The organism is Streptomyces sp. NPDC052225 (assembly GCF_040679615.1).
Lineage (GTDB): Bacteria > Actinomycetota > Actinomycetes > Streptomycetales > Streptomycetaceae > Streptomyces.
Genome location: NZ_JBFAVD010000003.1, coordinates 373,463 through 394,861, shown reverse-complemented (window position 1 = coordinate 394,861; position 21,399 = coordinate 373,463). Strand labels below are relative to the sequence as shown.

The following is a 21,399-nucleotide window of genomic DNA, read 5'->3' as shown; positions in this document are numbered from 1 at the left end:
CTCTCTGGCTCCTGTCGTCCCCTGTACGGGGCTCAGTCCCATTCCAGGCCGCCGCGCCGCCACACGTACGCGTAGGCGACGAAGACGGTGAGCACGAAGAGCAGCATCTCCACGAGCCCGAAAACCCCCAGGGCGTCGAAGGTGACGGCCCAGGGGTAGAGGAAGACGATCTCGATGTCGAAGACGATGAAGAGCATCGCCGTCAGGTAGTACTTGATGGGGAAGCGCCCGCCGCCGGCCGGCGTGGGGGTCGGCTCGATACCGCACTCGTAGGCTTCGAGTTTGGCCCGGTTGTACCGCTTTGGACCGATAAGCGTGGCCATGACCACGGAGAAGATCGCAAAGCCTGCCCCGAGGGCTCCCAGTACGAGGATGGGCGCATACGCGTTCACCGCTCCTCGCTCCTCTCAGTCGGCACTGACTGCTGGCGGTTGCACGGGCCCGCGGCTCCCGCCCCTCCTGCAAACGGTCGAAGATCGCTTACATGTGAAGCAGGTCACAAGCCCAACTGCCCCGCATCCTATGCCTGCCGCTCTGTGATCTGCGACACGGGGTACGCCAACTACTTTGTGATCTCCACCACCTGACGAAGGATCATGAAGTCGGATGAGCGGTGATCTTCACACTCGAAGCGCCTGAGTGATCACCAGTGGTGACAACTTGCCCGGTTACCGCAGGTCGGAGGCTCGGCGCACTATCAAGAGGGCTGCACGGCAGGCAAATTGGCGCTGGACGGCATTGGCTGATAGTGGACGTCGTTCACACATCAGAGGGAGAGGTGTGGACGGAAGTGGACGCCAGGGTCGACCCCTAGGGGTCCCGTGTGACCTGCGTCACGCGCCAAGTAACGTCCCGGAAACCGGGCTTGGCCAACGGCCTCAACCAGTGGTAGGCCCGGGGCAATTCGGGCGTATTACTGAAACCCCATGATCACAGCCCTGATCAAGGGTGTCCGTATTGCCCGTTACGGCGTCAATAAGGGCCGTCGGTAACGGGATTCACGCGGCGGCTTCACAACTGTGGCGCACCACACGTTTCTTGAAGGGAACGGTGAAGCCCTGATAGCGGTTGTACTCATGTCCCACACCGCTCACATACCCAGCCACCGGAAGCCCCGCCGCAGCGCCTCGAAGATGGCCCTGCGCGCAGGAGTTACCGGTGGCGTCCTCAGCACCCTGGCAGTCGCCGGTGCGTCCGGTGCGGCGAACGCGGCCGAGCCGGTGACGCAGACCATCGAGCTGCCCACGCTCACCGCCGACCTGTCCACGCAGGTCGCCCAGTCCGCGGACGCCACCCAGCAGGCCGCGGCCAACTACCAGCTCCAGGCGGAGCGCGAAGAGGCGTTCGCCAAGGCCGCCGACCAGGCCAAGAAGGACCAGCTCGCCGCCGAGAAGAAGGCGGAGGCCAAGAAGAAGGCCGAGGCCGCCGCCAAGGCGAAGGCCGAGCGCGAGGCCGCCGAGAAGGCCGCCGCGTCCCGCTCCAGCGAGCGCACGACGCTCGCCACGGCCTCCACCGCCTCCGCGCCCGCCAGCGGCTCCGTCGCGGCCGTCATCAGCTTCCTGAAGGCTCAGGTCGGCGACGCGTACGTGATGGGCGGCACGGGCCCGAGCTCGTGGGACTGCTCCGGTCTGACCCAGGCCGCGTTCAAGCAGGCCGGCGTCGACCTCCCGCGCACCTCGCAGGAGCAGTCGACCTTCGGCACCCCGGTCTCCCTCTCCAACATCCAGGTGGGCGACCTCCTGTACTGGGGTGGCGCCGGCTCCGCGTACCACGTCGGTGTCTACATCGGTAACGGCCAGTACCTGGACGCCGCCAACCCCTCCAAGGGCGTTGTCATCCAGGACCTGTCCGGCTACCCGGCGAGCGGCGCGGTCCGCGTCCTCTGAGGTACCTGTGAACGGCCGAAGGGCCGCCGCTCCCGTATCGGGTGCGGCGGCCCTTCGCCGTTGAGCAGTCTGTTGAACAGCGTTGTGCTTCGGTGCACAAGCGGTTCAGCCCTGCGGGGCGAGCTCCCCCATCGGGCCCCAACCCTCGTTCGGGATCTCGGCGTTGATGATCTCGGGGGTGGTGGCGATGAGCGGGGCCATGGCGTCGAGCCCCGCCTTGAAGTGGGCGGAGCCGACGTGTGCGGCGCCCGCGTCCCCGTCCCGGAAGCCCTCGATGAGGACGTACTGGTTCGGGTCCTCGACGCTGCGGGACCAGTCGAAGAAGAGGTTGCCCTCCTCGGCGCGGGTCGCGGCGGTGAAGGCCGCGGTCTTCTCCAGCCAGGACTCGGCGTGCTCGGGGCGGACGGTGAACTTCACGGCGATGAAAATCATGCGTCCACCCTGCCCCGAGCGGCCGAAACCGGCAAAACCGGGCCTGTAGGAGACCTGGTCAGGCCTTCGGGGCGACCTTGCTCAGGCCGTTGATGATGCGGTCCATCGCGTCGCCGCCCGTCGGGTCGGTCAGGTTGGCCAGCATCTTCAGCGTGAACTTCATCAGGACCGGGTGGGTCAGGCCGCGCTGCGTCGCGATCTTCATGACCTTCGGGTTGCCGATGAGCTTCACGAAGGCGCGGCCCAGCGTGTAGTAGCCGCCGTAGGTGTCCTTGAGGACCTGCGGGTAGCGCTGGAGGGCGAGTTCACGGCTGGCGTCGGTGGGGCGGGCGTGGGCCTGCACGATGACGTCGGCGGCGATCTGGCCCGACTCCATGGCGTACGCGATGCCCTCGCCGTTGAACGGGTTGACCAGGCCGCCCGCGTCACCGACCAGGAGCAGGCCCTTGGTGTAGTGCGGCTGGCGGTTGAAGGCCATGGGCAGGGCGGCGCCGCGGATCGGCATCGTCATGTTCTCGGGGGTGTAGCCCCAGTCCTCCGGCATCGAGGCGCACCAGGCCTTGAGGACCTCGCGCCAGTCCAACTCCTTGAACGCCTTGGAGGAGTTGAGGATGCCGAGGCCGACGTTGGACGTGCCGTCGCCCATGCCGAAGATCCAGCCGTAGCCGGGGAGGAGCCGGTCCTCGCCGGGCCCGCGCTTGTCCCACAGCTCCAGCCAGGACTCCAGGTAGTCGTCGTCGTGGCGGGGAGACGTGAAGTACGTACGGACGGCGACGCCCATCGGGCGGTCCTCGCGGCGGTGCAGGCCCATGGCGAGGGAGAGCCGGGTCGAGTTGCCGTCGGCGGCGACCACGAGCGGGGCGTGGAAGGTGACGTCGCGCTTCTCGCCGGCGTCGCCGAGCTTGGCGTGCACGCCGGTGATGCGGCCGGTGCGCGGGTCGGTGATGGGGGCGCCGACGTTGCACTGCTCGTACAGGCGCGCGCCCGCCTTCTGCGCCTGGCGCGCGAGCTGCTCGTCGAAGTCGTCGCGCTTGCGGACGAGACCGTAGTCCGGGTACGAGGCGAGATCCGGCCAGTCGAGCTGGAGTCGGACGCCGCCGCCGATGATGCGCAGGCCCTTGTTGCGCAGCCAGCCCGCCTCTTCGGAGATGTCGATGCCCATGGAGACGAGCTGCTTGGTGGCGCGCGGGGTCAGACCGTCGCCGCAGACCTTCTCGCGGGGGAACGCCGTCTTCTCCAGGAGCAGGACGTCCAGGCCGGCCTTCGCCAGGTAGTAGGCGGTCGTCGAACCGGCGGGCCCGGCCCCGACGACGATCACATCTGCGCTGTGCTCGGAGAGGGGCTTGGGCTGCTCGGTCACGGCGGGTTCTCCCCAGACTCGAAAACGGTGATCTCGAAAACGGTGTGCCGTCCGGCACGGACATGGGCAGTCTATTCACCGACGATCGCCTCCCTCGGATCGGTCCGCGCGCCCCGAGCCGTGGGTTTTCCCGGCCGGGGGTCCGGGGGTTGTCCCCCGGGTAGGAACAGCAGCGGCACCGATCTCCCAGCGAAGGGCCAGCCCATGACCGAAGTCGCCGATGTGTTCGTGCCGCCCGCCGTGCGGCTGCGGGTCCCCACCCATGAGGACGCCTTCGCCTGGCACCGCGTGTTCGACCACCCGGACGTCATGGAGTTCCACGGCGGCGCCTCGGCGGAGCTGTCGGTGTACGAGGAGCTGACCGCGCGTCAGCGGCGGCACGACGCGGAGCACGGCTTCTGTCTGTGGACGATGACGGACGCCGCGGGGGACGTCATCGGCTTCACCGGCGCGCAGCCGTGGCCGGGCACCTGGGGTCCGGTCGGCGAGATCGAGATCGGCTGGCGCCTGGGCCGCGCGTACTGGGGCCAGGGGTACGCGACGGCCGCCGCGCACGCCACGATCGAGCGGGTACGGGCGGCGGGCGTCGGCAGCGTCGTCGCGATGGTCCTCGCGGAGAACGCCCGCTCGATCGCGGTCACCCGCCGCCTCGGCATGGAGCTGGCCGAGACGTTCGTGACGCCGACCGGGAAGCAGGGCCACTGCTTCCGGTTGATGCTGTAGCGCGCTTCCGGCGCCGACGCCCCCGGGCTACCCTTCCGGTACCGCCTGGGGGTGACATCCGTGCCGAAGACACCCAAGACACCCGAGACGCCGGACGTGCGCGTACCGAAGCTGGTCGGCCTGATGGCGGTCGACGCGCGCCAGGCCGCCCATGAGCACGGGGTGCTCATCGCCGCGGCCGACCGGCGCGACTTCCACCGGGTCACCGTGGACTACGTGGTGCGCCAGTACCCCGATCCGGGCGTCATGGTGCCCAGGGACGCCGTGATCACGGTCTGGTTCGACCTCGGTGAGGGCGAGGGCGGCGGGGGCGTGCGCGTACCCCGCGAGCCGGGCCCCAGGGGCGGCGGCCTGCGCCGCGAACTCCCGGAGCCCGTCGAGCCGGCCGAACCCGTCGGGCCGGTGGAGCCCGTCGGGCCGTTCAGTCCGTGTCCGTGAGCCGCCAGGTGTCGAGCGCGACCCGGTAGATCTCCTCGGACTGGCTCCACACGTCGTCCTGCACCGACAGCAGGATCGCGAACTCGGTGCCGTCCGCGGCGATGTAGGCCTGGTCGATGCCGTGGACGGTCTGCCCGGCCTCGTTCTCGTACGTGTACTCCCACAGCGCGCCCGTACGCCCCTGGAAGGTGTTCTTCTCCAGGCGCAGACGCTGGTAGCCGCTCTTCTTCTTGTCGGCCTTGAGGTGCTTCTCCATCGCGAGGAAGTTGTCGTACGAGGTGTAGGGGGCGTCCGGGATGACGCCGATGAGGAAGTGCTCCTGGCCGGTGCTGCCCGCGTACGTGATCTGGCTGCCGTTCTCGACGCCCTGCCGCTGCCACACCTCCGGCACGGCGAAGGAGAAGCCCTTCTCGTCGAAGACCTGGTGGTAGCCGTCCGGGATGTCCGGCAGGTCCGTGGGCTCGCCCGAGGCGGAGGCGGAGTCCGGGCTCGCGCTCCCGGTCGGCTGCTCGGACGCCGGCTGCTCCGGGGAGGCGGAGGCGGCTGGTTCCGTCGTCCGGGCGGCGGCCGGCCGGCCGTTCCCGGCGTCGTCCTTGCCGCCGTCGCCGTCGTCGCTGAGCAGGAGTACGCCGGCCGCGGCGCCGCCCCCGATGACGAAGGCGCCGACGATCGTGCCGACCCAGATCCCCACGCGCCGCTTGGGCCGCGGCGGGCCGCCGGGCGGCGCGGGTGCGAGGTGGACGGTGTGCGGATCGTACGGGGACGGAGGCTGCTGCGGCGGGAACGGGCCGGCCGGGGCGGGCGGCGGCTGAGGCGCGAACTGGGCCCCGGGATACGACAGTTGACCAGGGAGCGGCGGCGCCACCGCGGCCCCCGCACCCACCCCGGCCACCTGCAACAGATACGGCCCGGCGAACGCCGCCCCACCGATCCAGAGGAGACCGAACAGCAGCGCGTCCGGCACGCTCAGGCCCATGTCGACCTGTCTTGAGCCGCTGCTCCCGCCACCGAGGACGTCGAGGCCGCCCGTGGAGTCGATGCCGAGGCCGCCGACCCCGGCGAGCAGCAGGAACAGGCCGAAGAAGAGCCCCGCGGACAGGAGTTGCTCGCGCCGGTCGAGGGAGCGGCGGGCGATGAGCACGCCCGCGGTCAGGGCGCAGACGAGGCCGAGGGCGAGGGCGTAGACGACGGCGCCGGAGCCGAGTTCGTCGCCGAGCCGGGACAGGCCGAACGACTCGCGCTCGTACCCGCCCCCGCCGAACGACGACGTGCCGCGGGCCTCCACCTGGAGCGGTGCGCCCCAGCTCAGGCCCAGCACGGCGAGCGCGAGGTTGGGCAGGAGCATCAGGAACGCGCCGAGCGCCGCGGCGGCCGACCCGTCGAAGTCGGCGGAGTCCGCGGCGTCGGAGGGGCTGTTGCCGCCGTCCTCGCCGAAGAGGGCGAGCCCGACGTAGCCGAGGACGGCGGCGATGAGCAGCACCCAGCCCATGGCGCGCACGGCCGTACCGAAGGCACGCACGGTCATCCGTACGCCGGGCCGCGCCCCGGCCACCCGGTAGCGCAGGTCGTCGGCGTGCAGCACTCCCCCGGCCACGGCGAGGGAGAGCAGCAGCGTCCACAGGGCGGTCAGGAAGGGAGCGGCGGACAGTTCGACGCCCTGGATCTCGGGCTGCGCGATGAGGCCGAGCACGAGGGTCGCGCCGGTCACCAACAGGGCGACGCGCACGGCCGCTTCGAGCCCGGCGGTGGCGCCGTCGGGCGCGCCGGGCACGACCCGCGCGTACAGCCGTCCGCGCAGCATCCGTACGCCGACCACGAGCAGCACGATCCACAGCACCGTGACGAGGAGCGGGACGAGGGAGATCGACGCGCTGCCGGATGCCGTCGCCTCGTAACTGTCGCCGTACAAGGAGGAGTTGGAGGACGACGAGGACGCGGAGCCCGAGATCTCCAGGCTGCCGCCGACGCCCTGGAGCAGGGAGGCGAGGGCGATGCGCATACGGTCCGTGAAGCCGACCACGACGTCGTCCGCGTCCTGCCCGTACGAGGGGATGGCGAACGCGAAGGCGCTCACCAGCAGGAACCCGACCGGCCACAGCGCGGCCTGCGCGGCCCCGGCCCAGTCGCCGCGCAGCGCACGCCCGAGGAACTGCCCGACGGCCGAGGGCTGAGCGGGGCCCGGGGCGTAGGCGGGAGGGGGCGGCAGCGGCGGGGCGGCGGGCACGGCCGGTGACCGTTCCCGCCCGCATCTCATGCAGAAGAGGGCCTCATCGGGAGCCTCGGCTCCACAGTGCGGGCAGTTCGACGCCATCGGCGGGCTCCGTGATGATCCGGGGACGATCGGGCGGCCCGCCGTCACCGGCGGTCACCCAGTAATCACACGTAATCAACGGACACACTTTCCCGCGGCCCGGTTCCCGTCAACGGCAATGTGCGGCAGGGGACTTACTTGGTCCCGCGGTGCAGGGCGACGATCCCTCCGGTCAGGTCGCGCCAGGCCACGTTCCGCCAGCCGGCGCCCTGGAGGCGGGCGGCGAGCTCCGGCTGGGTGGGCCAGGCGCGGATCGACTCGGCGAGGTAGACGTACGCGTCGGGGTTCGAGGAGACGGCGCGCGCGACGGGCGGCAGGGCGCGCATCAGGTACTCGGTGTAGACGGTGCGGAACGGCGCCCACGTGGGGTGGCTGAACTCGCAGATGACGACGCGGCCGCCCGGCTTGGTGACGCGGTACAGCTCGCGCAGCGCCTGGTCGGTGTCCTGGATGTTGCGCAGCCCGAAGGAGATGGTGACGGCGTCGAACGAGTCGTCCTTGAACGGCAGTTTCGTCCCGTCGCCCGCCGTGAACGGCATCCACGGGTGGCGCTTCTTGCCGACGCGCAGCATGCCGAGGGAGAAGTCGCAGGGCACGACGTACGCACCCGCCCGCACGAAGGGCTGCGAGGACGTGGCGGTGCCGGCCGCGAGGTCGAGGACCTTCTGCGCGGGCCGTGCGTCGACCGCCTTGGCGACCTCCTTGCGCCACAGCCGCGCCTGCCCCAGGGACAGCACGTCGTTGGTGAGGTCGTACTTCTCCGCGACGTCGTCGAACATCGAAGCGACTTCGTGCGGCTGCTTGTCCAGGGAGGCTCGGGTCACCCGACCATTGTGGCAGCAGGGCCGCCGCCGGAGTCAGCGCCCCCGGTACACGAGCCGCCCGCCGAGCACGGTCGCGACGCAGGTCGACGCCCCGCGCCGCACCAGTTCCGCGCGGTCCGCGACGTCGAACACGGCGAACCGCGCGGGCCCGCCGACGGCGAGTCCCGGCAGCAGCACCAGCGGCTTCGGGGAGAGCGAGACGGGCCCCGGCAGCCGGTCGGGCCGGGCGGCGAACACGAGCCCGGAGCGCTGCGCGACCTCAAGGACGGGCTTGGCCCGCAACTCCCCCGCCAGGGCCACCGTGCCGTGCGCGAACAGCCGCTGCACGCCCCGCCGGGCACTCGCGCCGAGCCGCGACGGATCGGCGCGGAAGATCTCCCGTGCCCGCGCGCCGCCGATCGGCACGGTCCCGTACGTGTCGGCCTCGCGCGGATCGGGGTGGTACGTGTGCTCCAGGATCTCCGGGCCGTACGGGTTGAGCAGTCCGGGCGTGAGGATGCCGGGCCAGCGCCGCACCCGTACGGACGGGTGGGCGGCGGCCAGGTCCTCGTACGGGCCGAGCGCGGTGACGTGCTCACCGTCGACGAGGACGGCGGAACCGTCCGCCTCGGTGGTGTGAAGTGTCGTCAAAACGCGCTCAGTTGGAGGAGACGAGCTTGAGCTCGGGGTGGGCCGTGCCGCCCTCGATCGCGGTGGACGAGATGTGCGAGGAGACACGGTCGTCGACCGGGTCGTTCGCCGGGTCGTCGTGCACGACGAGGTGCTCGTACGTGGTGGCGCGCTGGGCGGGGACGCGGCCGGCCTTCCGGATGAGGTCGATGATCTCCATCCGGTTCGAGCGGTGCTTGGCTCCGGCGGACGACACCACGTTCTCCTCCAGCATGATCGAGCCGAGGTCGTCGGCGCCGTAGTGCAGGGAGAGCTGGCCGACCTCCTTGCCCGTGGTCAGCCAGGAGCCCTGGATGTGCTGGACGTTGTCCAGGAAGATCCGGGCGATCGCGATCATCCGCAGGTACTCGAAGAGCGTCGCCTGCGTGCGGCCCTTGAGGTGGTTGTTCTCCGGCTGGTACGTGTACGGGATGAAGGCCCGGAAGCCCCCGGTCCTGTCCTGTACGTCGCGGATCATGCGCAGGTGCTCGATGCGCTCGGCGTTGGTCTCGCCGGTGCCCATCAGCATGGTGGAGGTGGACTCCACCCCCAGGTTGTGCGCCGTCTCCATGATCTCCAGCCAGCGCTCGCCGGACTCCTTCAGCGGGGCGATGGCCTTGCGCGGCCGCTCGGGGAGCAGCTCGGCGCCGGCGCCGGCGAAGGAGTCGAGGCCCGCGGCGTGGATCCGCTGGATGGCTTCCTCGACGCTGACCTTGGAGATACGGGCCATGTGCTCGACCTCGGAGGCGCCGAGCGAGTGGATGACCAGCTCCGGGTACGCGGACTTGATGGCGCTGAAGTGCTCCTCGTAGTACTCGACGCCGTAGTCCGGGTGGTGCCCGCCCTGGAACATGATCTGCGTGCCGCCCAGCTCGATCGTCTCCGCGCAGCGGCGCAGGATGTCGTCGAGGTCGCGGGTCCAGCCCTTCTTGGTGTCCTTCGGGGCCGCATAGAAGGCGCAGAACTTGCACGCCGTGACGCACACGTTCGTGTAGTTGATGTTCCGCTCGATGATGTACGTGGCGATGTGCTCGATGCCCGCGTACTTGCGGCGCCGGATGGCGTCGGCGGCGGCACCGAGGGCGTGCAGCGGGGCGTCGCGGTAAAGGGCGACCGCCTCTTCGGGGGTGATGCGCCCGCCGTCGGCGGCGCGGTCGAGGACGGACTGCAGCGCGGCCTTGTCGGTCACCGGGCGGGCCCCTTTCAGAGTGTTTCTCAGGGTGTGGATCAGGGTGTGGAGCTGAAATCTCAGCGTACGTCAGGCGGCCAGGGCGCCCAGCAGAACCCCCGCGTAGGCCCCGAGGATCATGAACGGCCCGAACGGGATCTCGCTCTTGCGGCCCGCGCGCCGGGCGACGACGAGGACCAGCGCGTACAGGCCGTTGAACAGCACGCCCGCGAACGCCCCGATGAACAGCACGCCCCACCCGTACCAGCCGAGCGCCGCCCCGAGCCCGAGCGCCAGCTTCACGTCCCCGAACCCCATGCCCTTCGGATGGATCAGGAGCAGCACCAGATACCCGCCGCCGAGCCCGACCGCCCCGAGCACGGCCCCGCGCCACGACCCGCCGGGCTCCGGCAGCAGCGCGGCGACCCCGAGCGCGGCCAGGGCGAGCCCGGCGAACGGGAAGGTGAGCACGTCCGGCAGCCGGTGCACGGCGAAGTCCACGGTGGCCAGCAGCACCCCGACCGGCACGAGCACCAGCCAGGCCCCCAGCTCGGGCCGCGCCCCGGTGACCACGGCGACCCCCGCACAGGCCCCACCGGTGACGCCCGCAAGCTTCCCGGCCCCCGGCCCGACCCCGGCCCACCCCCGCGCAGGCCGCCACGGCTGCCCCGGCTCGACAGAGAGGCGGTAGGCGGGACGCGGCAGGAGGAGCCCGGCGAGGGCGCCCCAGAGGGTGGCGGCGACTGTGGTCAACTCGTCGGCGGACGGGGTCACGGAAACCTCTAGTAGTAGGGGTTGTAGAACTTGGCGCTGTAACAAGTGGCCTGCACGCTCGACCCCAGGACGTTGTCCACCTGCACTCTGGCGCTCACGATGCCGTCGGTGTGCGAGGCCGACGGCGTCCAGCTCTTCGTGGAGTTGTAGCCGTCGTGGTTCTCGTGCCAGCCGTAGTTGTAGCTCGCTCCGGTGCCCGTCGTGATGTTCACTCTCACCCGAACCCAGGCACCATCCTTGTCGGTGTCCTTGAGCCCGATGCCCGTGACCATGGAGGTCTTGCCCGCGAAGGAGGCGGAGAGCGCTCCTGAGGCGCCGCCGTCCGACGTCGTACACGATTTGACCGCCGACGCGGCCCCGGCCGGCACCGCTCCCAGTCCGACCGTGCTCATCACGGCCACCAGTCCCACAACAGCAGCACGAACCGACCTCATGGCATCCCCCTCGGGCCACGCCGAGCCTGCTTCCGGGCCCGAACTGCCCTGACCCTAGGGGAGTTCACACACTTATGTGTTCGATTCCGAAGCTTCCCGCGATCAGTCCGACCGTGTCAGACGTGCCGTCGGATTGCCGGCCTTCGGGTCGTCCGAGGTGAACCGCAGCGCGGTGCCGGACCGGCGCAGATGTACGGCATGCGGGGCCTGGATGCACTGCGCCTCGTTCCCCTCCTTGCCTCGTCCGGTGGCGGTGAGTTCCTTGTCCGTGACCGACTTGAGGGTGAGTACGTCGACACAGACACCGCCCAGGGCATCGGTCTGCGTCACCGTTCCGACGGTCTGCCCGGGCGCGGCCTGACGGATCACGATGTCGAACGTGCCCGCGGGCAGGGTCTGGCCCAAACTCTCCACCGTCCCCTTGCCCTGCCAGGAACCCACGTAGAACTTCGGCACCCCCGCATCACTCGCCGAAGCCGAAGCCGAAGCCGAAGCCGTTGCCTCCGGGGGGCGCGCCCCGCTGCCGCCGCTGTAGGTGTCGTCGTCGCCGTGGAGCATGTTCAGGACGACCACGCCGCCCACCGTCACCGCGGCCAGCGCTCCGGCCACCGCCAGGGCCACCGAGCAGCTCAGTCTGCGGCCGCGGCCGTTCTCGGTCGTCGGGGTGGAGGTCGCCGAGAGGGAGACGGAGAAGCGGCCCGGTGCGGCGTCCTTCTTCGGTTTCGGGAGTTCGGTGCGCGGGGGCGGCAGGGCGGGGGCGTACGACGCGTCGGGCGGGCCGAAGACGCCGGCGGGCGGAGCCGAGCCGCCGGTCACCGCCGGGCTGCTGAAGCCGGTCGGGCCCTCGGCGGGGGCGCCCTCCAGGTCGAGGAGTTGGACGGCGCTGCGCGAGACCTGCTCGACCAGCGCCCCGGGCAGCCAGCCCGCCGCGACGAGCCGGGCCGCGCCCTCGGGGGCGAGCCGCCGGGCGACCTCCTCGGGGGTGGGCCGCGCGGCCGCGTCCTTGGCCAGGCAGGCCGCGGCGACGTCCCGCAATTCTCCGCTCAGCGCGCCCAGTTCGGGCTCCTCGTGGACGACCTTGTAGAGCAGCGCGGCGGAGGAGTCGCCGGGGAAGGGCGAGTCGCCGGTCGCCGCGTAGACGAGCACCGCGCCCAGGGAGAAGACGTCGGCGGCGCCGGTGACGCCCTTGCCGAGGATCTGCTCCGGCGACATGTAGCCGGGCGAGCCGATGGAGACGCCGGTGGAGGTCAGGGACGCGGTGCCGTCCGTGGCCCGCGCGATCCCGAAGTCGATGAGGCGCGGCCCGTCCACCGTCAGCAGGACGTTGGACGGCTTCACGTCGCGGTGGACCAGGCCGAGGCCGTGCACCGCCGCCAGCGCCTCCGCGAGGCCCGCACCGAGAACCCGTACGGAATGCTCGGGGAGTCCGTGCCCCGGCCCCGCCGCCTGCGAGAGGGCGGGCCCGGCGACATAACCGGTCGCCACCCAGGGCACCGGCGCCCCGGGGTCCGCGTCGAGCACCGGCGCCGTCCACGCCCCGCCGACCCGCCGCGCCGCCTCCACCTCGCGCCGGAACCGCGCCCGGAACTCCTCGTCCAGCGCGAAGTGCGGATGCACCACCTTCACGGCGACGGTCCGCCCGCCCACGCTGCGCCCCAGGTACACGCGGCCCATCCCGCCGTGACCGAGGCGGCCCAGGAGCCGGTAGGGGCCCACCGCCGTCGGTTCGTCGGCCTGTAGCGGTTGCATGCTGGTGAACCCTCCCCCGGTCTCCCCCGTACGGCACGCGCGCCCCAGCAGGGTAGCCCCGGGGCGTGAATACCGTACGTTCACATCGATTCCACGCAGGGACCGCGGAAATCGGCAATACCGTTCACCGGAATTCCACCGGCGGAGCACAGCCGAATTCCGCACGCGCCCCGTGAAGGAACAGGACGCACTCAGGGAGCGAGCAGTTCGACCTTCACATCGGCGGGAAATCCCGTCGTCGGTCCGACCCGCCGCGCGAACTCCGTGACGCCTTCCAGCTGCGCCGCCCCGAACCGGAAGTCGAGCGTCGTGAAGTACTCCTCCAGAACGGTCTCGTCGAAGACCTCCCAGCGCGCCGCCTGCTCGGCGACCTTGGTGACCTCTTCGAGTGAAACGTCCCGCGACGCGAGGAACGCCTGGTGCACCTTGCCCGTGATGTCCGGCTCGCGCTCCACGTACTCCTTGCGCGCCGCCCACACCGCGAAGACGAACGGCAGCCCCGTCCACTCCTTCCACATGGCGCCCAGGTCGTGCACCTGAAGGCCGAGCCGGGGCGCGTCGTGCAGATTGGCCCGCAGCGCCGCGTCCCCGATGAGCACCGCGGCGTCCGCGTCCTGCATCATCAGGCCCAGGTCGGGCGGGCACGTGTAGTAGTCGGGCTGTACGCCGACACGCTCGGCGAGCAGCAACTGCGCGAGGCGCACCGACGTACGGGACGTGGAGCCGAGTGCGACGCGCCGCCCGTCGAGCTGGTCGAGCGGCACCTGCGACACGATCACGCAGGACATGACGGGGCCGTCGCAGCCGACGGCCAGGTCGGGGAAGGCGACGAGCTGGTCGGCGGCCTTCAGGAACTCGACGAGGGTGATCGGACCGATGTCCAGGTCACCCCTGACCAGCTGCTCGCTGAGCTTCTCCGGGGTGTCCTTCGTCAGCTCGAAGTCGAGGAGCGATCCCGTCCGTGCGAGCCCCCAGTACAAGGGCATGCAGTTCAGGAACTGGATGTGGCCGACGCGCGGCCGGATGCGCCGCGCGGCCGTGGGTGTCTCATGCTGGGTCTCGGGAGAATTGTCCACATCGGCGAGGCTAGACCTCGCGCGGCGCGACGCGGGCTCCGGGTCGGGGGGACGACACGGTCAACCCGCACCAACCCGTGATCAAACCTCCGGGTGACGTGATCTTGCCCCCTATTGCATTCCGGTCCCTGCGTGCTAGGCTCGCCGCAAGTTGCAGTTTGGTTTCCCTTGCAGTACAGAGCCTGCGGAGCATGTGACCGCGGGCTCTCGTCGTTTTCAGACTTTTGCATTATGCAGGTTCTGGAGCAGGGCGACCCTTTGGCCCATAGGAGGGCTTATGGCTACCGGAACCGTGAAGTGGTTCAACGCTGAAAAGGGCTTCGGCTTCATCGCCCAGGAAGGCGGCGGCCCGGACGTCTTCGTCCACTACTCGGCGATCAACGCGAACGGCTTCCGCTCCCTCGAGGAGAACCAGGCCGTGACCTTCGACGTCACGCAGGGCCCGAAGGGCCCGCAGGCGGAGAACGTCACCCCCGCCTAAAGCCTTCGTGATCTCACGGCAGGTGCCGTGACCTGATCCGGAACCTAGAGCAGTACCCAAGGAGCCCCACTCACCTCCGACTCCGGTCGGCGGCGAGACGGGGCTCCTGCCTTTGTCCGGGCCTTCACCGGGGCTCCAGCGCCCTCGCGACCGCCGCCTCCGCGTGCAGCCGGGCCGTCGGGAAGAGCGGAACCGGGGAGTCCGCCGCCGAGACGAGGAGTTCGATCTCCGTGCAGCCGAGGACGATGCCCTGGGCGCCGGCCTTCACCAGGTCGGCGATGACCGCGCGGTAGGCCTCGCGGGAGTCCTCCCGTACGACGCCCAGGCACAGTTCCTCGTAGATGACGCGGTGGACGAGGGTGCGGGCGTCGTCGGCCTCCGGGACCAGGACGTCCAGGCCGTGGGCGGCGAGGCGGCCGCGGTAGAAGTCCTGCTCCATCGTGAACGCCGTGCCGAGCAGACCCACTCGGGTCAGGCCCGCCGCGCGCACCGCCTCGGCCGTCGCGTCCGCCAGGTGCAGCAGCGGCACGGCGGTCGCCGCCGCGACCTGGTCGGCGACCTTGTGCATCGTGTTCGTGCAGATCAGGATCAGGTCCGCGCCCGCCGCCTCCAGCGCGCGGGCCGCGTCGGCGAGCAGGTCGCCCGCCTCCTGCCAGCGGGCGGTGGCCTGGAGTTCCTCGACCTCCGCGAAGTCGACCGAGTACAGGACGCAGCGCGCGGAGTGCAGGCCGCCGAGGCGGTCGCGGGTGAGTTCGTTCAGGAGCCGGTAGTACTCGGCGGTGGACTCCCAGCTCATGCCGCCGATCAGGCCGATGGTCCGCATCCCCCGATGTTAGGTGTGCTGCATCAGGAGGACGCAGGTGGTGCCCGGCTCCAGGGCCCGGCACGTGTGCGGGACGTCGCCGGGGTAGGAGAGGTAGTCGCCCGCGTCCAGTTCCACGGGGGCGTCCTGGGGTCCGGCGAGGACACGGCCGGTGGCGACGACGAGGTGTTCGGTGGTGCCGTGCTGGTGCGGGTCCGAGTCGCGGGGGCTGCCGGGTTCGACCTGGAGGAGGTAGAGGTCGCGGCGGGCGCCCGGCGGGCTGGCGGAGAGCAAGGTCGCGCTGTAGTCGGCCAGTTCGGAGGGGACGGCCGGGCCCTGACCCTTGCGGATCACCTGGACCGTGGGGCGCGGCGGGTCGAGGAGGGTGCTCGGCGGGACGTCGAGGGCGACGCTCAGGGCCCAGATCGTCTCCAGGCCGGGCTTGCCGTTCGCGGCCTCCAGCTGGGAGAGCGTGGATTTGGCGATGCCGGCCCGCTTGGCCAGTTCGGAGAGGGAGAGGCCGGCCCGGGTGCGCTCGCGGCGCAGGGCCGCCGCGATGCGGTCGAGGGGCAGGCGGCCGGCGCCGGGCGCCGGGTCCGGGTGGGTCATGGCAGCTCCCTGACACGGTTCGTTCGGTGTGGCGAGCCTATCGTTCGGCTTGACGAACGGCCAGCGACGGCTTCATGCTGCCGCTATGCGTTCGCCGTACCGAACAATGAGTCCGCCCTGCCGAACCACCGCGATCGCCGCGATCGATCCGCGGCTCGTGCGTGACGTCGCCCTCGTCTGTCTCGCCGACGCCGTCGTCGGCGTCTCCTTCGGGGCCGTCGCCGTCGCCGGCGGGCTTCCCGTGTGGCTGCCGGTGCTGATGTCGCTCGTGGTGTTCGCGGGGTCGGCGCAGTTCAGCGCCGTGGGGATCCTGGCCGCCGGGGGCGGGCCCGTCGCCGCTGCCGCCACCGGGCTGCTGCTCAACACCCGCACCGCCGCCTTCAGCCTCGCCGTCGCCGACGCGCTCGGGCGGTCCTGGCCGGCCCGCCTGGTCGGGGCGCATCTGGTGACGGACGAGACGGCCGCGTTCGTCCTGGCCCGCACCGACCCCGAACAGCGCAGGACCGCCTTCTGGGTGGCGGGCGTCGGGCTCTTCGTCGCCTGGAACGTGAGCGTGCTCGGCGGTGCGCTCGCCGGGGCCGCGCTCGGGGACACCGACCGGTTCGGCCTCGACGCCGCCTTCCCCGCGGTGCTGCTCGCGCTGGTGCTGCCCGCGCTGCGGGAGAGCCGCGAGGTGCGGCGGGCCGCGGCGGCCGGGGCCGTGATCGCCGTCGCCGCCACCCCGTTCCTGCCCTCCGGGGCGCCCGTCCTGCTGGCGCTCGCGGGGCTGACCCTGCTGTCCGTCCACGTCCGAGGGCGGCGCGGATGAACCCCCAGCTGATCGCCGTACTCACGCTCGCCGTCGGCACGTACGCCTTCCGGCTGGCCGGCCCCCTGCTTCAGGGACGGGTGGAACTGCCGGATCGGATACGGGAACTGCTCACCGCGGGGGCAACCGTGCTGCTCGTCGCACTGCTGGCGACGGGGGCGCTGACGGCGGGGCACGGATTCGCCGGGTGGGCGCGGCCCGCGGGGGTCGTCGTGGGCGGGGTGCTCGCGTGGCGGCGGGCGCCGTTCGCCGTGGTCGTCGTGGGGGCGGCCGCGGTCACCGGGCTGCTGCGGCTCGCGGGGCTGCCGTAGCGTCCCGCGTCGCCTGCGCCCAGCGGGCCGCCGGGCCGATCGCCGCGCTCGCGACCGCGAACAGCGCGCCGAGCAGCAGCCATCCGGGGACGCCCCAGGTGACCAGAAGCGCGGTGAGGACCAGCGGGCCCACGGTGCGGGCCAGCGGCACCCCCGTACCGAAGAAGCCCTGGTACTGGCCGACTTGATGGGCCGGGGCCAGCGAGAAGGCCAGCTGCCAGGAGCCCGCCGACTGCTGCATCTCCCCGACGAGCTGGAGGACGGAGGCGGCGACGAGGACGGCCGCGGCGCCCCACGGGCCGAGCCCCGCCGAGGCGGACGCCGCGAACACCGCGCACGAGGCCAGCATCACGACGCCCGAGCGGCGCACGCTGCGGGTGGCGGTGCGCAGGTCGTCGACGCCGCGGGCGACGCGGACCTGGAAGGCCATCACACCAAGGGTGTTGAGGACGAACAGCGCCGACACCAGCCAGCCGGGGGCGTCCGTGTGGGCCACGATCCACAGGGGCACGGCGAGCGAGAGCAGCGGCATGCGCAGCAGGAGCACGGCGTTGAGCAGGGTCACGAGGGCGTACGGGCGGTCGCGCAGGACGGCGAGCCGCGGGCCCGCCCCCGTACGGCCTGCGGGCGTGACGGCGGGCAGCCGCCACAGGATCAGCGCGCAGACCACGAACCCGGCGCCGTCCAGCGCGAACACGGCGAGGTAGCCGCCGCGGGTGCCGTGTTGCAGGGCGAGCCCGCCGAGCGCCGCCCCGACTGCCAGTCCGGCGTTGAGGATCGCTTGCAGCCGGGCGAGCACGGACGTGCGCCGCTCCGGTTCGACGAGGCCCGCGAGCAGCGCCTGCCGGGCCGCCGCGAGCCCGCACTGCGCCACCGCGTACGCGACGACGGCCAGCAGGAACGCCGGGTACGAGCGGATCACCAGGAACGAGAACACGGCCGCCGCGGTCGCGAGGGCCAGCAGGACGGAGGCGCCGCGCGGCCCGCGCCGGTCGGCGAGCGCGCCGAGCGGCACCCCGGCGACGGCCCCCACCGCCCAGGCCAGCGTCAGACCGAGGCCGATCCGGGTGGGCGAGAGGCCGACGACGAGCGTGAAGTAGAGGGCGGAGGTCACGTAATAGGCGCCGTCGCCGATGGAGTTGGCGAGTTGGGCGGCGGCGAGGGAGCGGACGCGCGAGCGGTTCGGCATGTGTCCACGGTAGGAACGATTGGCCCATGGCTCGTAGGCAACTTATGGGGTGAGGCTGTGGGCCACTTACGGGTGCATGCGCGCGCCCTTCAGGACCTTGTCGACCGCGTTGCGCGGGCCGTACACGGCGATCCCGACGACGTCGAGGTCTTCGGTGGGGACAGCGCGCACGGCGGCGCGGTTGTCCCGGTCGTTGCCGGTCGAGAACAGGTCGGAGGTGAACACCGAGCGGGGCAGGGCGCGGCGCAGGGCGCGTTCGTGCGCGGCCTTCAGGGTCTCCTTGCCGCCCTCGAAGACGAGCACCGGCTGGCGGAACATCGGCAGGTACGGGGTGTCGTCGGCGTCCGCGTACGGCTCGCCGATCACCTCGGGGAGCTCGGAACCGATCCCGCTGACGAGGAACGCGGTGACGTTCAGCCGCTGCCACGTCTCCAGGTCGTCCCGGAGCAGCACGGCGATCTTGGTGTCGAAGCGGACGGGGGCCTGGGCTGCGGTCTCTGTGCTCATGCCTTGAGACTGCCGAACGGGTCCCTGCCCGGTCTTGTACGTTCTTTGCATGGCGGCCGACCGGCCCTCGCCCCGCGAGGAGATCACGGCGTGGCGCCCTCGGGTGAAGGGCGTCGCGGAGGTCTTCCACGCCCACTTCACGCGGCACGCGTACCCGATGCACGTCCACGACACCTGGACCCTGCTCATCGTCGACGAGGGCGCCGTCCGCTACGACCTGGAGCGGCACGAGCACGGCACGCCCCTCGGCACGGTGTCTCTGCTGCCGCCGCAGGTCCCGCACAACGGCTCGGCCGCGACACCCGACGGCTTCCGCAAACGCGTCCTCTACCTGGACCCGGGCGCGGGCCCGCTCGACCCCTCCCTCATCGGGCCCGCCGTGGACAGCCCCGACCTGGTGGACCCGCTCCTGCGGCACCGCATCGGGCAGCTGCACACCGCGCTCGCGCAGCCCGGCGACGAACTGGAGGCGGCCGCCCGGCTCGCGCTCGTCGGCGAACGGCTGCGCGAGCGGCTGCGGCCGCGGCTCTCCGAACGGGGCCGGCCCGCGCCGGACCGGCGGGTGGCGGGCTCCCTGCGCGAGCTTCTCGACGCGCGGGTCGTCGAGGGGATCGACCTGGAGGAGGCGGCGGGGCTCGTGCACGCGCATCCGGCGCATCTCGTACGGTCGTTCGGCGCGGCGTACGGGATCGCGCCGCACCAGTATCTGATGGCGCGGCGCGTGGATCGGGCGCGGGGGCTGCTGCTTGACGGGGTGGCGCCCGGGGAGGTGGCGACGGCGGTCGGCTTCTACGACCAGTCGCATCTGACCCGGCATTTCAAACGGGTGGTGGGCGTGCCCCCCGGCCGTTACGCACGGGGCTTGCGAGCAGCCCCCTAAGGGGCGCGGGGCTGTATCGATTTGCGGCTCCGCCGCGTGAGCGCGAGCAACCACGACGGTGCTGCACCCGCGACGAAAACTCAACCGGCAACGGCGCTGAGGTCCCGGGGCTCTGCCCCGGACCCCGCTGCTCAATCGCCGCAGGGGCTTGATTTGCTCAACCGGCGTCGCAGGGGCTTGATTTGCCCAGCCCCCTAAGGGGCGCGGGGAACTGCGCGAGCAACCACGACGGCGCGGCGCCCGCCGACGAAAGCGCAACCTGCAACGGCGCTGAGGCCTGGGGCTCTGCCCCGGACCCCGCTGCTCAATCGCCGCAGGGGCTTGATTTGCTCAACCGGCGTCGCAGGGGCTTGGGGCCGGGCTCAATTGCCGGAGGCTGATGTGCGGGGGAGCAAGATCCAGGCCAGCGCCGCGGTCAGGCACAGAACCGACCCCGCGATCACCAGGCTCACCCGCATCCCGCCGAGCGAGAACCCGTCCCCCACCCCCGCCACGAGCGACCCGAACAGAGCCACGGCCAGCGCCCCACCGGTCTGCCGCAGCGCGTTCAGGAGCCCCGACGCGGTACCGGCCCGCGGCCCCGGGACGGAGTCCATCAGCATCGCCGTGACCGCGGGGATCGCGAACGCCCCGCCCAGACCGGTCGGCACGAGCAGCAGGATCAGCAGCCACAGCGGCGTGCCGACACCGACCGGGAGCAGCACGAACATGGCCAGCGCCAGCACGAGTTGACCGGTGACGATCACGGGGCGGCGCCCGAAGCGTTCGGCCATGCGCGGCGAGATCAGGTTCGTCGACGTGATGATCGCGGCGAGCGGGACGAAGACCAGTCCTGCGGCCACCGCGGACATGCCGCGCGCCTGCTGGAGGTAGAGGCCGAGCAGGAAGACCAGCCCGTAGAAGCCGACGTTGATGGCGAAGCCGACCGCGAGGGACACCGCGACCGTGCGCTGCCGCAGCATCTCCAGCGGGACCATGGGCGCCCGGTGGTGCTTCTCGGTGACGTAGAACCCGATCCCGGCCACGATCGCGACGCCGAGCGAGACCAGGACCGGCGCCGACGTCCACCCGGCGTGGCCGCCCTCGATGACCGCGAAGGCGAGGCCGGCGAGGGCGAGCACGGCGGACACCTGTCCGGGCACGTCCAGCGGGGCGGGCCGACGCGGGGACGGGGCGACGCGGGCGAGGAGGAGCAGGATCGCGGCGCCGACCGGGAGGTTGAGGAAGAAGACCGCGCGCCAGCCGACGGTCTGCGTCAGTACGCCGCCGAGGACCGGGCCCGCCGCCATCGCGACGGAGCCGCCGACGGTCCACAGTGCGATGGCCCGCGCCCGGTGCCGCGCGTCGTCGTAGGCCTGCCGGATCAGGGCGAGCGAGGACGGCATGACGATCGCGGCCGCCCCGCCCTGCACGACGCGCGCCGCGACGAGCGCCCCGATGCCGGGCGCGAGGGCGCAGGCCAGCGACGCGAGCGTGAACAGGCCGACGCCCCAGGCGTAGGCGCGGCGGGCCCCGGCCCGGTCGGCGAGCGCGCCGGCGGAGAGCATCAGGCCGGCGAACATCAGCGTGTACGCGTCGACGACCCACTGGAGTCCCGTCATGCCGCTGTGCAGCGACGTGCGGATGTCGGGCAGGGCGATGTTCACGGCGGACACGTCGATGGTGATGACGGTGAAGCCGAGCAGCGCCGCGATCAGGGCGGCGCCGGCGTGGGCCCCGGCCGGGCGGGCCGCCTCCGGCGAACCGGCGCCGATGCCGGTACCCGTACCGGTGTCGATGGTGGCGGTGGATGTCACGCGGGCCTCCCTGAGCCAAGCGAACGGGACGAGCGGGTGGGTGGGGGACGCGGGCCGCGGCCCTGCGACATGCGCTCCCTGGGCTCCGCGTCCCCCAGCCACCCGCAACGGGATCCACTCTCCCCGGGCCCGCGCCGAGGTGGCAGGCCGCGCTTCACCGGGGTCTCGCGTTCCAGGCCCTGACACACCCCCT

General features: G+C 71.8%; 23 protein-coding genes and 1 pseudogene. 7 read left to right on the top strand and 17 right to left on the bottom strand.

What is annotated here, in order from left to right; translation table 11 throughout:
• Positions 1-32 precede the first annotated feature (32 nt).
• On the bottom strand, positions 33-392 hold the full coding sequence (locus tag AB0L37_RS07500; protein WP_007383963.1) for an NADH-quinone oxidoreductase subunit A: 360 nt from the start codon (positions 390-392) through the stop codon (positions 33-35).
• 684 nt (positions 393-1,076) lie between these two features.
• Between AB0L37_RS07500 and AB0L37_RS07495 the strand changes: the two genes are divergently transcribed.
• Positions 1,077-1,886 (top strand): C40 family peptidase, encoded by an 810-nt coding sequence (locus AB0L37_RS07495; protein ID WP_365501346.1) that lies wholly within the window; start codon positions 1,077-1,079, stop codon positions 1,884-1,886.
• A 105-nt stretch (positions 1,887-1,991) separates the two neighbouring features.
• Here the strand turns inward: AB0L37_RS07495 and AB0L37_RS07490 are convergent, their stop codons facing one another.
• Positions 1,992-2,318, bottom strand: a complete 327-nt coding sequence (locus AB0L37_RS07490) for a putative quinol monooxygenase (protein WP_365501344.1) — start codon at positions 2,316-2,318, stop codon at positions 1,992-1,994.
• A 58-nt stretch (positions 2,319-2,376) separates the two neighbouring features.
• Complete coding sequence (locus AB0L37_RS07485) at positions 2,377-3,678, bottom strand: geranylgeranyl reductase family protein (protein ID WP_365501342.1); 1,302 nt, start codon at positions 3,676-3,678, stop codon at positions 2,377-2,379.
• 204 nt (positions 3,679-3,882) lie between these two features.
• Here AB0L37_RS07485 and AB0L37_RS07480 point away from each other — a divergent pair, with 204 nt between their 5' ends.
• Both AB0L37_RS07480 and AB0L37_RS07475 read left to right on the top strand, forming a co-directional pair.
• On the top strand, positions 3,883-4,401 hold the full coding sequence (locus AB0L37_RS07480; protein ID WP_365501340.1) for a GNAT family N-acetyltransferase: 519 nt from the start codon (positions 3,883-3,885) through the stop codon (positions 4,399-4,401).
• Between the two features lie 60 nt (positions 4,402-4,461).
• Positions 4,462-4,839, top strand: coding sequence for a PASTA domain-containing protein (locus AB0L37_RS07475; protein WP_365501338.1), 378 nt, complete (start codon positions 4,462-4,464; stop codon positions 4,837-4,839).
• On the opposite strand, the gene AB0L37_RS07470 is transcribed toward AB0L37_RS07475, so the two are convergent.
• From AB0L37_RS07470 to AB0L37_RS07430, 9 genes and pseudogenes are all read right to left on the bottom strand, one after another.
• The gene (locus AB0L37_RS07470) at positions 4,823-7,063 is read right to left on the bottom strand and encodes a hypothetical protein (protein ID WP_365501464.1); all 2,241 of its coding nucleotides are present in this window, start codon (positions 7,061-7,063) and stop codon (positions 4,823-4,825) included. The genes AB0L37_RS07475 and AB0L37_RS07470 overlap by 17 nt on opposite strands.
• 18 nt (positions 7,064-7,081) lie before the next feature.
• Positions 7,082-7,150 (bottom strand): annotated as a pseudogene (locus tag AB0L37_RS07465) (zinc-ribbon domain-containing protein); the annotation flags it as partial.
• Positions 7,151-7,284: 134 nt separating this feature from the next.
• Complete coding sequence (locus tag AB0L37_RS07460) at positions 7,285-7,974, bottom strand: demethylmenaquinone methyltransferase (protein ID WP_365501336.1); 690 nt, start codon at positions 7,972-7,974, stop codon at positions 7,285-7,287.
• Positions 7,975-8,007: 33 nt separating this feature from the next.
• On the bottom strand, positions 8,008-8,604 hold the full coding sequence (locus tag AB0L37_RS07455; protein WP_365501334.1) for a hypothetical protein: 597 nt from the start codon (positions 8,602-8,604) through the stop codon (positions 8,008-8,010).
• A gap of 7 nt (positions 8,605-8,611) precedes the next feature.
• Entirely contained in the window at positions 8,612-9,811 is a 1,200-nt protein-coding gene (mqnC, locus tag AB0L37_RS07450; RefSeq protein WP_365501332.1) for a cyclic dehypoxanthinyl futalosine synthase, read from the bottom strand.
• A gap of 69 nt (positions 9,812-9,880) precedes the next feature.
• The gene (locus tag AB0L37_RS07445) at positions 9,881-10,564 is read right to left on the bottom strand and encodes an A24 family peptidase (protein ID WP_365501330.1); all 684 of its coding nucleotides are present in this window, start codon (positions 10,562-10,564) and stop codon (positions 9,881-9,883) included.
• Positions 10,565-10,572: 8 nt separating this feature from the next.
• Positions 10,573-10,956, bottom strand: coding sequence for a hypothetical protein (locus AB0L37_RS07440; protein ID WP_365501328.1), 384 nt, complete (start codon positions 10,954-10,956; stop codon positions 10,573-10,575).
• Positions 10,957-11,100: 144 nt separating this feature from the next.
• Positions 11,101-12,747: a protein kinase gene (locus tag AB0L37_RS07435; protein WP_365501326.1), complete on the bottom strand. Its 1,647-nt coding sequence runs from the start codon at positions 12,745-12,747 to the stop codon at positions 11,101-11,103.
• A gap of 191 nt (positions 12,748-12,938) precedes the next feature.
• On the bottom strand, positions 12,939-13,823 hold the full coding sequence (locus AB0L37_RS07430) for a menaquinone biosynthesis protein (RefSeq protein ID WP_365501324.1): 885 nt from the start codon (positions 13,821-13,823) through the stop codon (positions 12,939-12,941).
• Positions 13,824-14,100: 277 nt separating this feature from the next.
• Here AB0L37_RS07430 and AB0L37_RS07425 point away from each other — a divergent pair, with 277 nt between their 5' ends.
• Entirely contained in the window at positions 14,101-14,304 is a 204-nt protein-coding gene (locus AB0L37_RS07425; RefSeq protein ID WP_003948780.1) for a cold-shock protein, read from the top strand.
• A gap of 124 nt (positions 14,305-14,428) precedes the next feature.
• On the opposite strand, the gene AB0L37_RS07420 is transcribed toward AB0L37_RS07425, so the two are convergent.
• Both AB0L37_RS07420 and AB0L37_RS07415 read right to left on the bottom strand, forming a co-directional pair.
• Positions 14,429-15,127 carry an aspartate/glutamate racemase family protein gene (locus AB0L37_RS07420; protein WP_365501322.1) on the bottom strand — a complete coding sequence of 233 codons (699 nt, stop codon included), beginning with the start codon at positions 15,125-15,127 and terminating at the stop codon, positions 14,429-14,431.
• Positions 15,128-15,136: 9 nt separating this feature from the next.
• Positions 15,137-15,715: an XRE family transcriptional regulator gene (locus AB0L37_RS07415; protein ID WP_365501320.1), complete on the bottom strand. Its 579-nt coding sequence runs from the start codon at positions 15,713-15,715 to the stop codon at positions 15,137-15,139.
• 106 nt (positions 15,716-15,821) lie between these two features.
• On the opposite strand from AB0L37_RS07415, the gene AB0L37_RS07410 reads away from it, so the two are divergent.
• Together AB0L37_RS07410 and AB0L37_RS07405 are read left to right on the top strand one after the other, a co-directional pair.
• Positions 15,822-16,523 (top strand): AzlC family ABC transporter permease, encoded by a 702-nt coding sequence (locus AB0L37_RS07410; RefSeq protein WP_365501318.1) that lies wholly within the window; start codon positions 15,822-15,824, stop codon positions 16,521-16,523.
• Positions 16,520-16,834: an AzlD domain-containing protein gene (locus AB0L37_RS07405; protein ID WP_365501316.1), complete on the top strand. Its 315-nt coding sequence runs from the start codon at positions 16,520-16,522 to the stop codon at positions 16,832-16,834. Before AB0L37_RS07410 ends, AB0L37_RS07405 begins: the two co-directional genes overlap by 4 nt.
• Here the strand turns inward: AB0L37_RS07405 and AB0L37_RS07400 are convergent.
• Together AB0L37_RS07400 and AB0L37_RS07395 are read right to left on the bottom strand one after the other, a co-directional pair.
• The gene (locus AB0L37_RS07400) at positions 16,800-18,023 is read right to left on the bottom strand and encodes an MFS transporter (protein WP_365501314.1); all 1,224 of its coding nucleotides are present in this window, start codon (positions 18,021-18,023) and stop codon (positions 16,800-16,802) included. The genes AB0L37_RS07405 and AB0L37_RS07400 overlap by 35 nt on opposite strands.
• 66 nt (positions 18,024-18,089) lie before the next feature.
• On the bottom strand, positions 18,090-18,530 hold the full coding sequence (locus AB0L37_RS07395) for a DUF2000 domain-containing protein (protein ID WP_365501312.1): 441 nt from the start codon (positions 18,528-18,530) through the stop codon (positions 18,090-18,092).
• A 49-nt stretch (positions 18,531-18,579) separates the two neighbouring features.
• On the opposite strand from AB0L37_RS07395, the gene AB0L37_RS07390 reads away from it, so the two are divergent.
• Positions 18,580-19,410: an AraC family transcriptional regulator gene (locus AB0L37_RS07390; RefSeq protein ID WP_365501310.1), complete on the top strand. Its 831-nt coding sequence runs from the start codon at positions 18,580-18,582 to the stop codon at positions 19,408-19,410.
• 362 nt (positions 19,411-19,772) lie between these two features.
• On the opposite strand, the gene AB0L37_RS07385 is transcribed toward AB0L37_RS07390, so the two are convergent.
• Positions 19,773-21,206 (bottom strand): MFS transporter, encoded by a 1,434-nt coding sequence (locus tag AB0L37_RS07385; RefSeq protein WP_365501308.1) that lies wholly within the window; start codon positions 21,204-21,206, stop codon positions 19,773-19,775.
• Positions 21,207-21,399 lie beyond the last annotated feature (193 nt).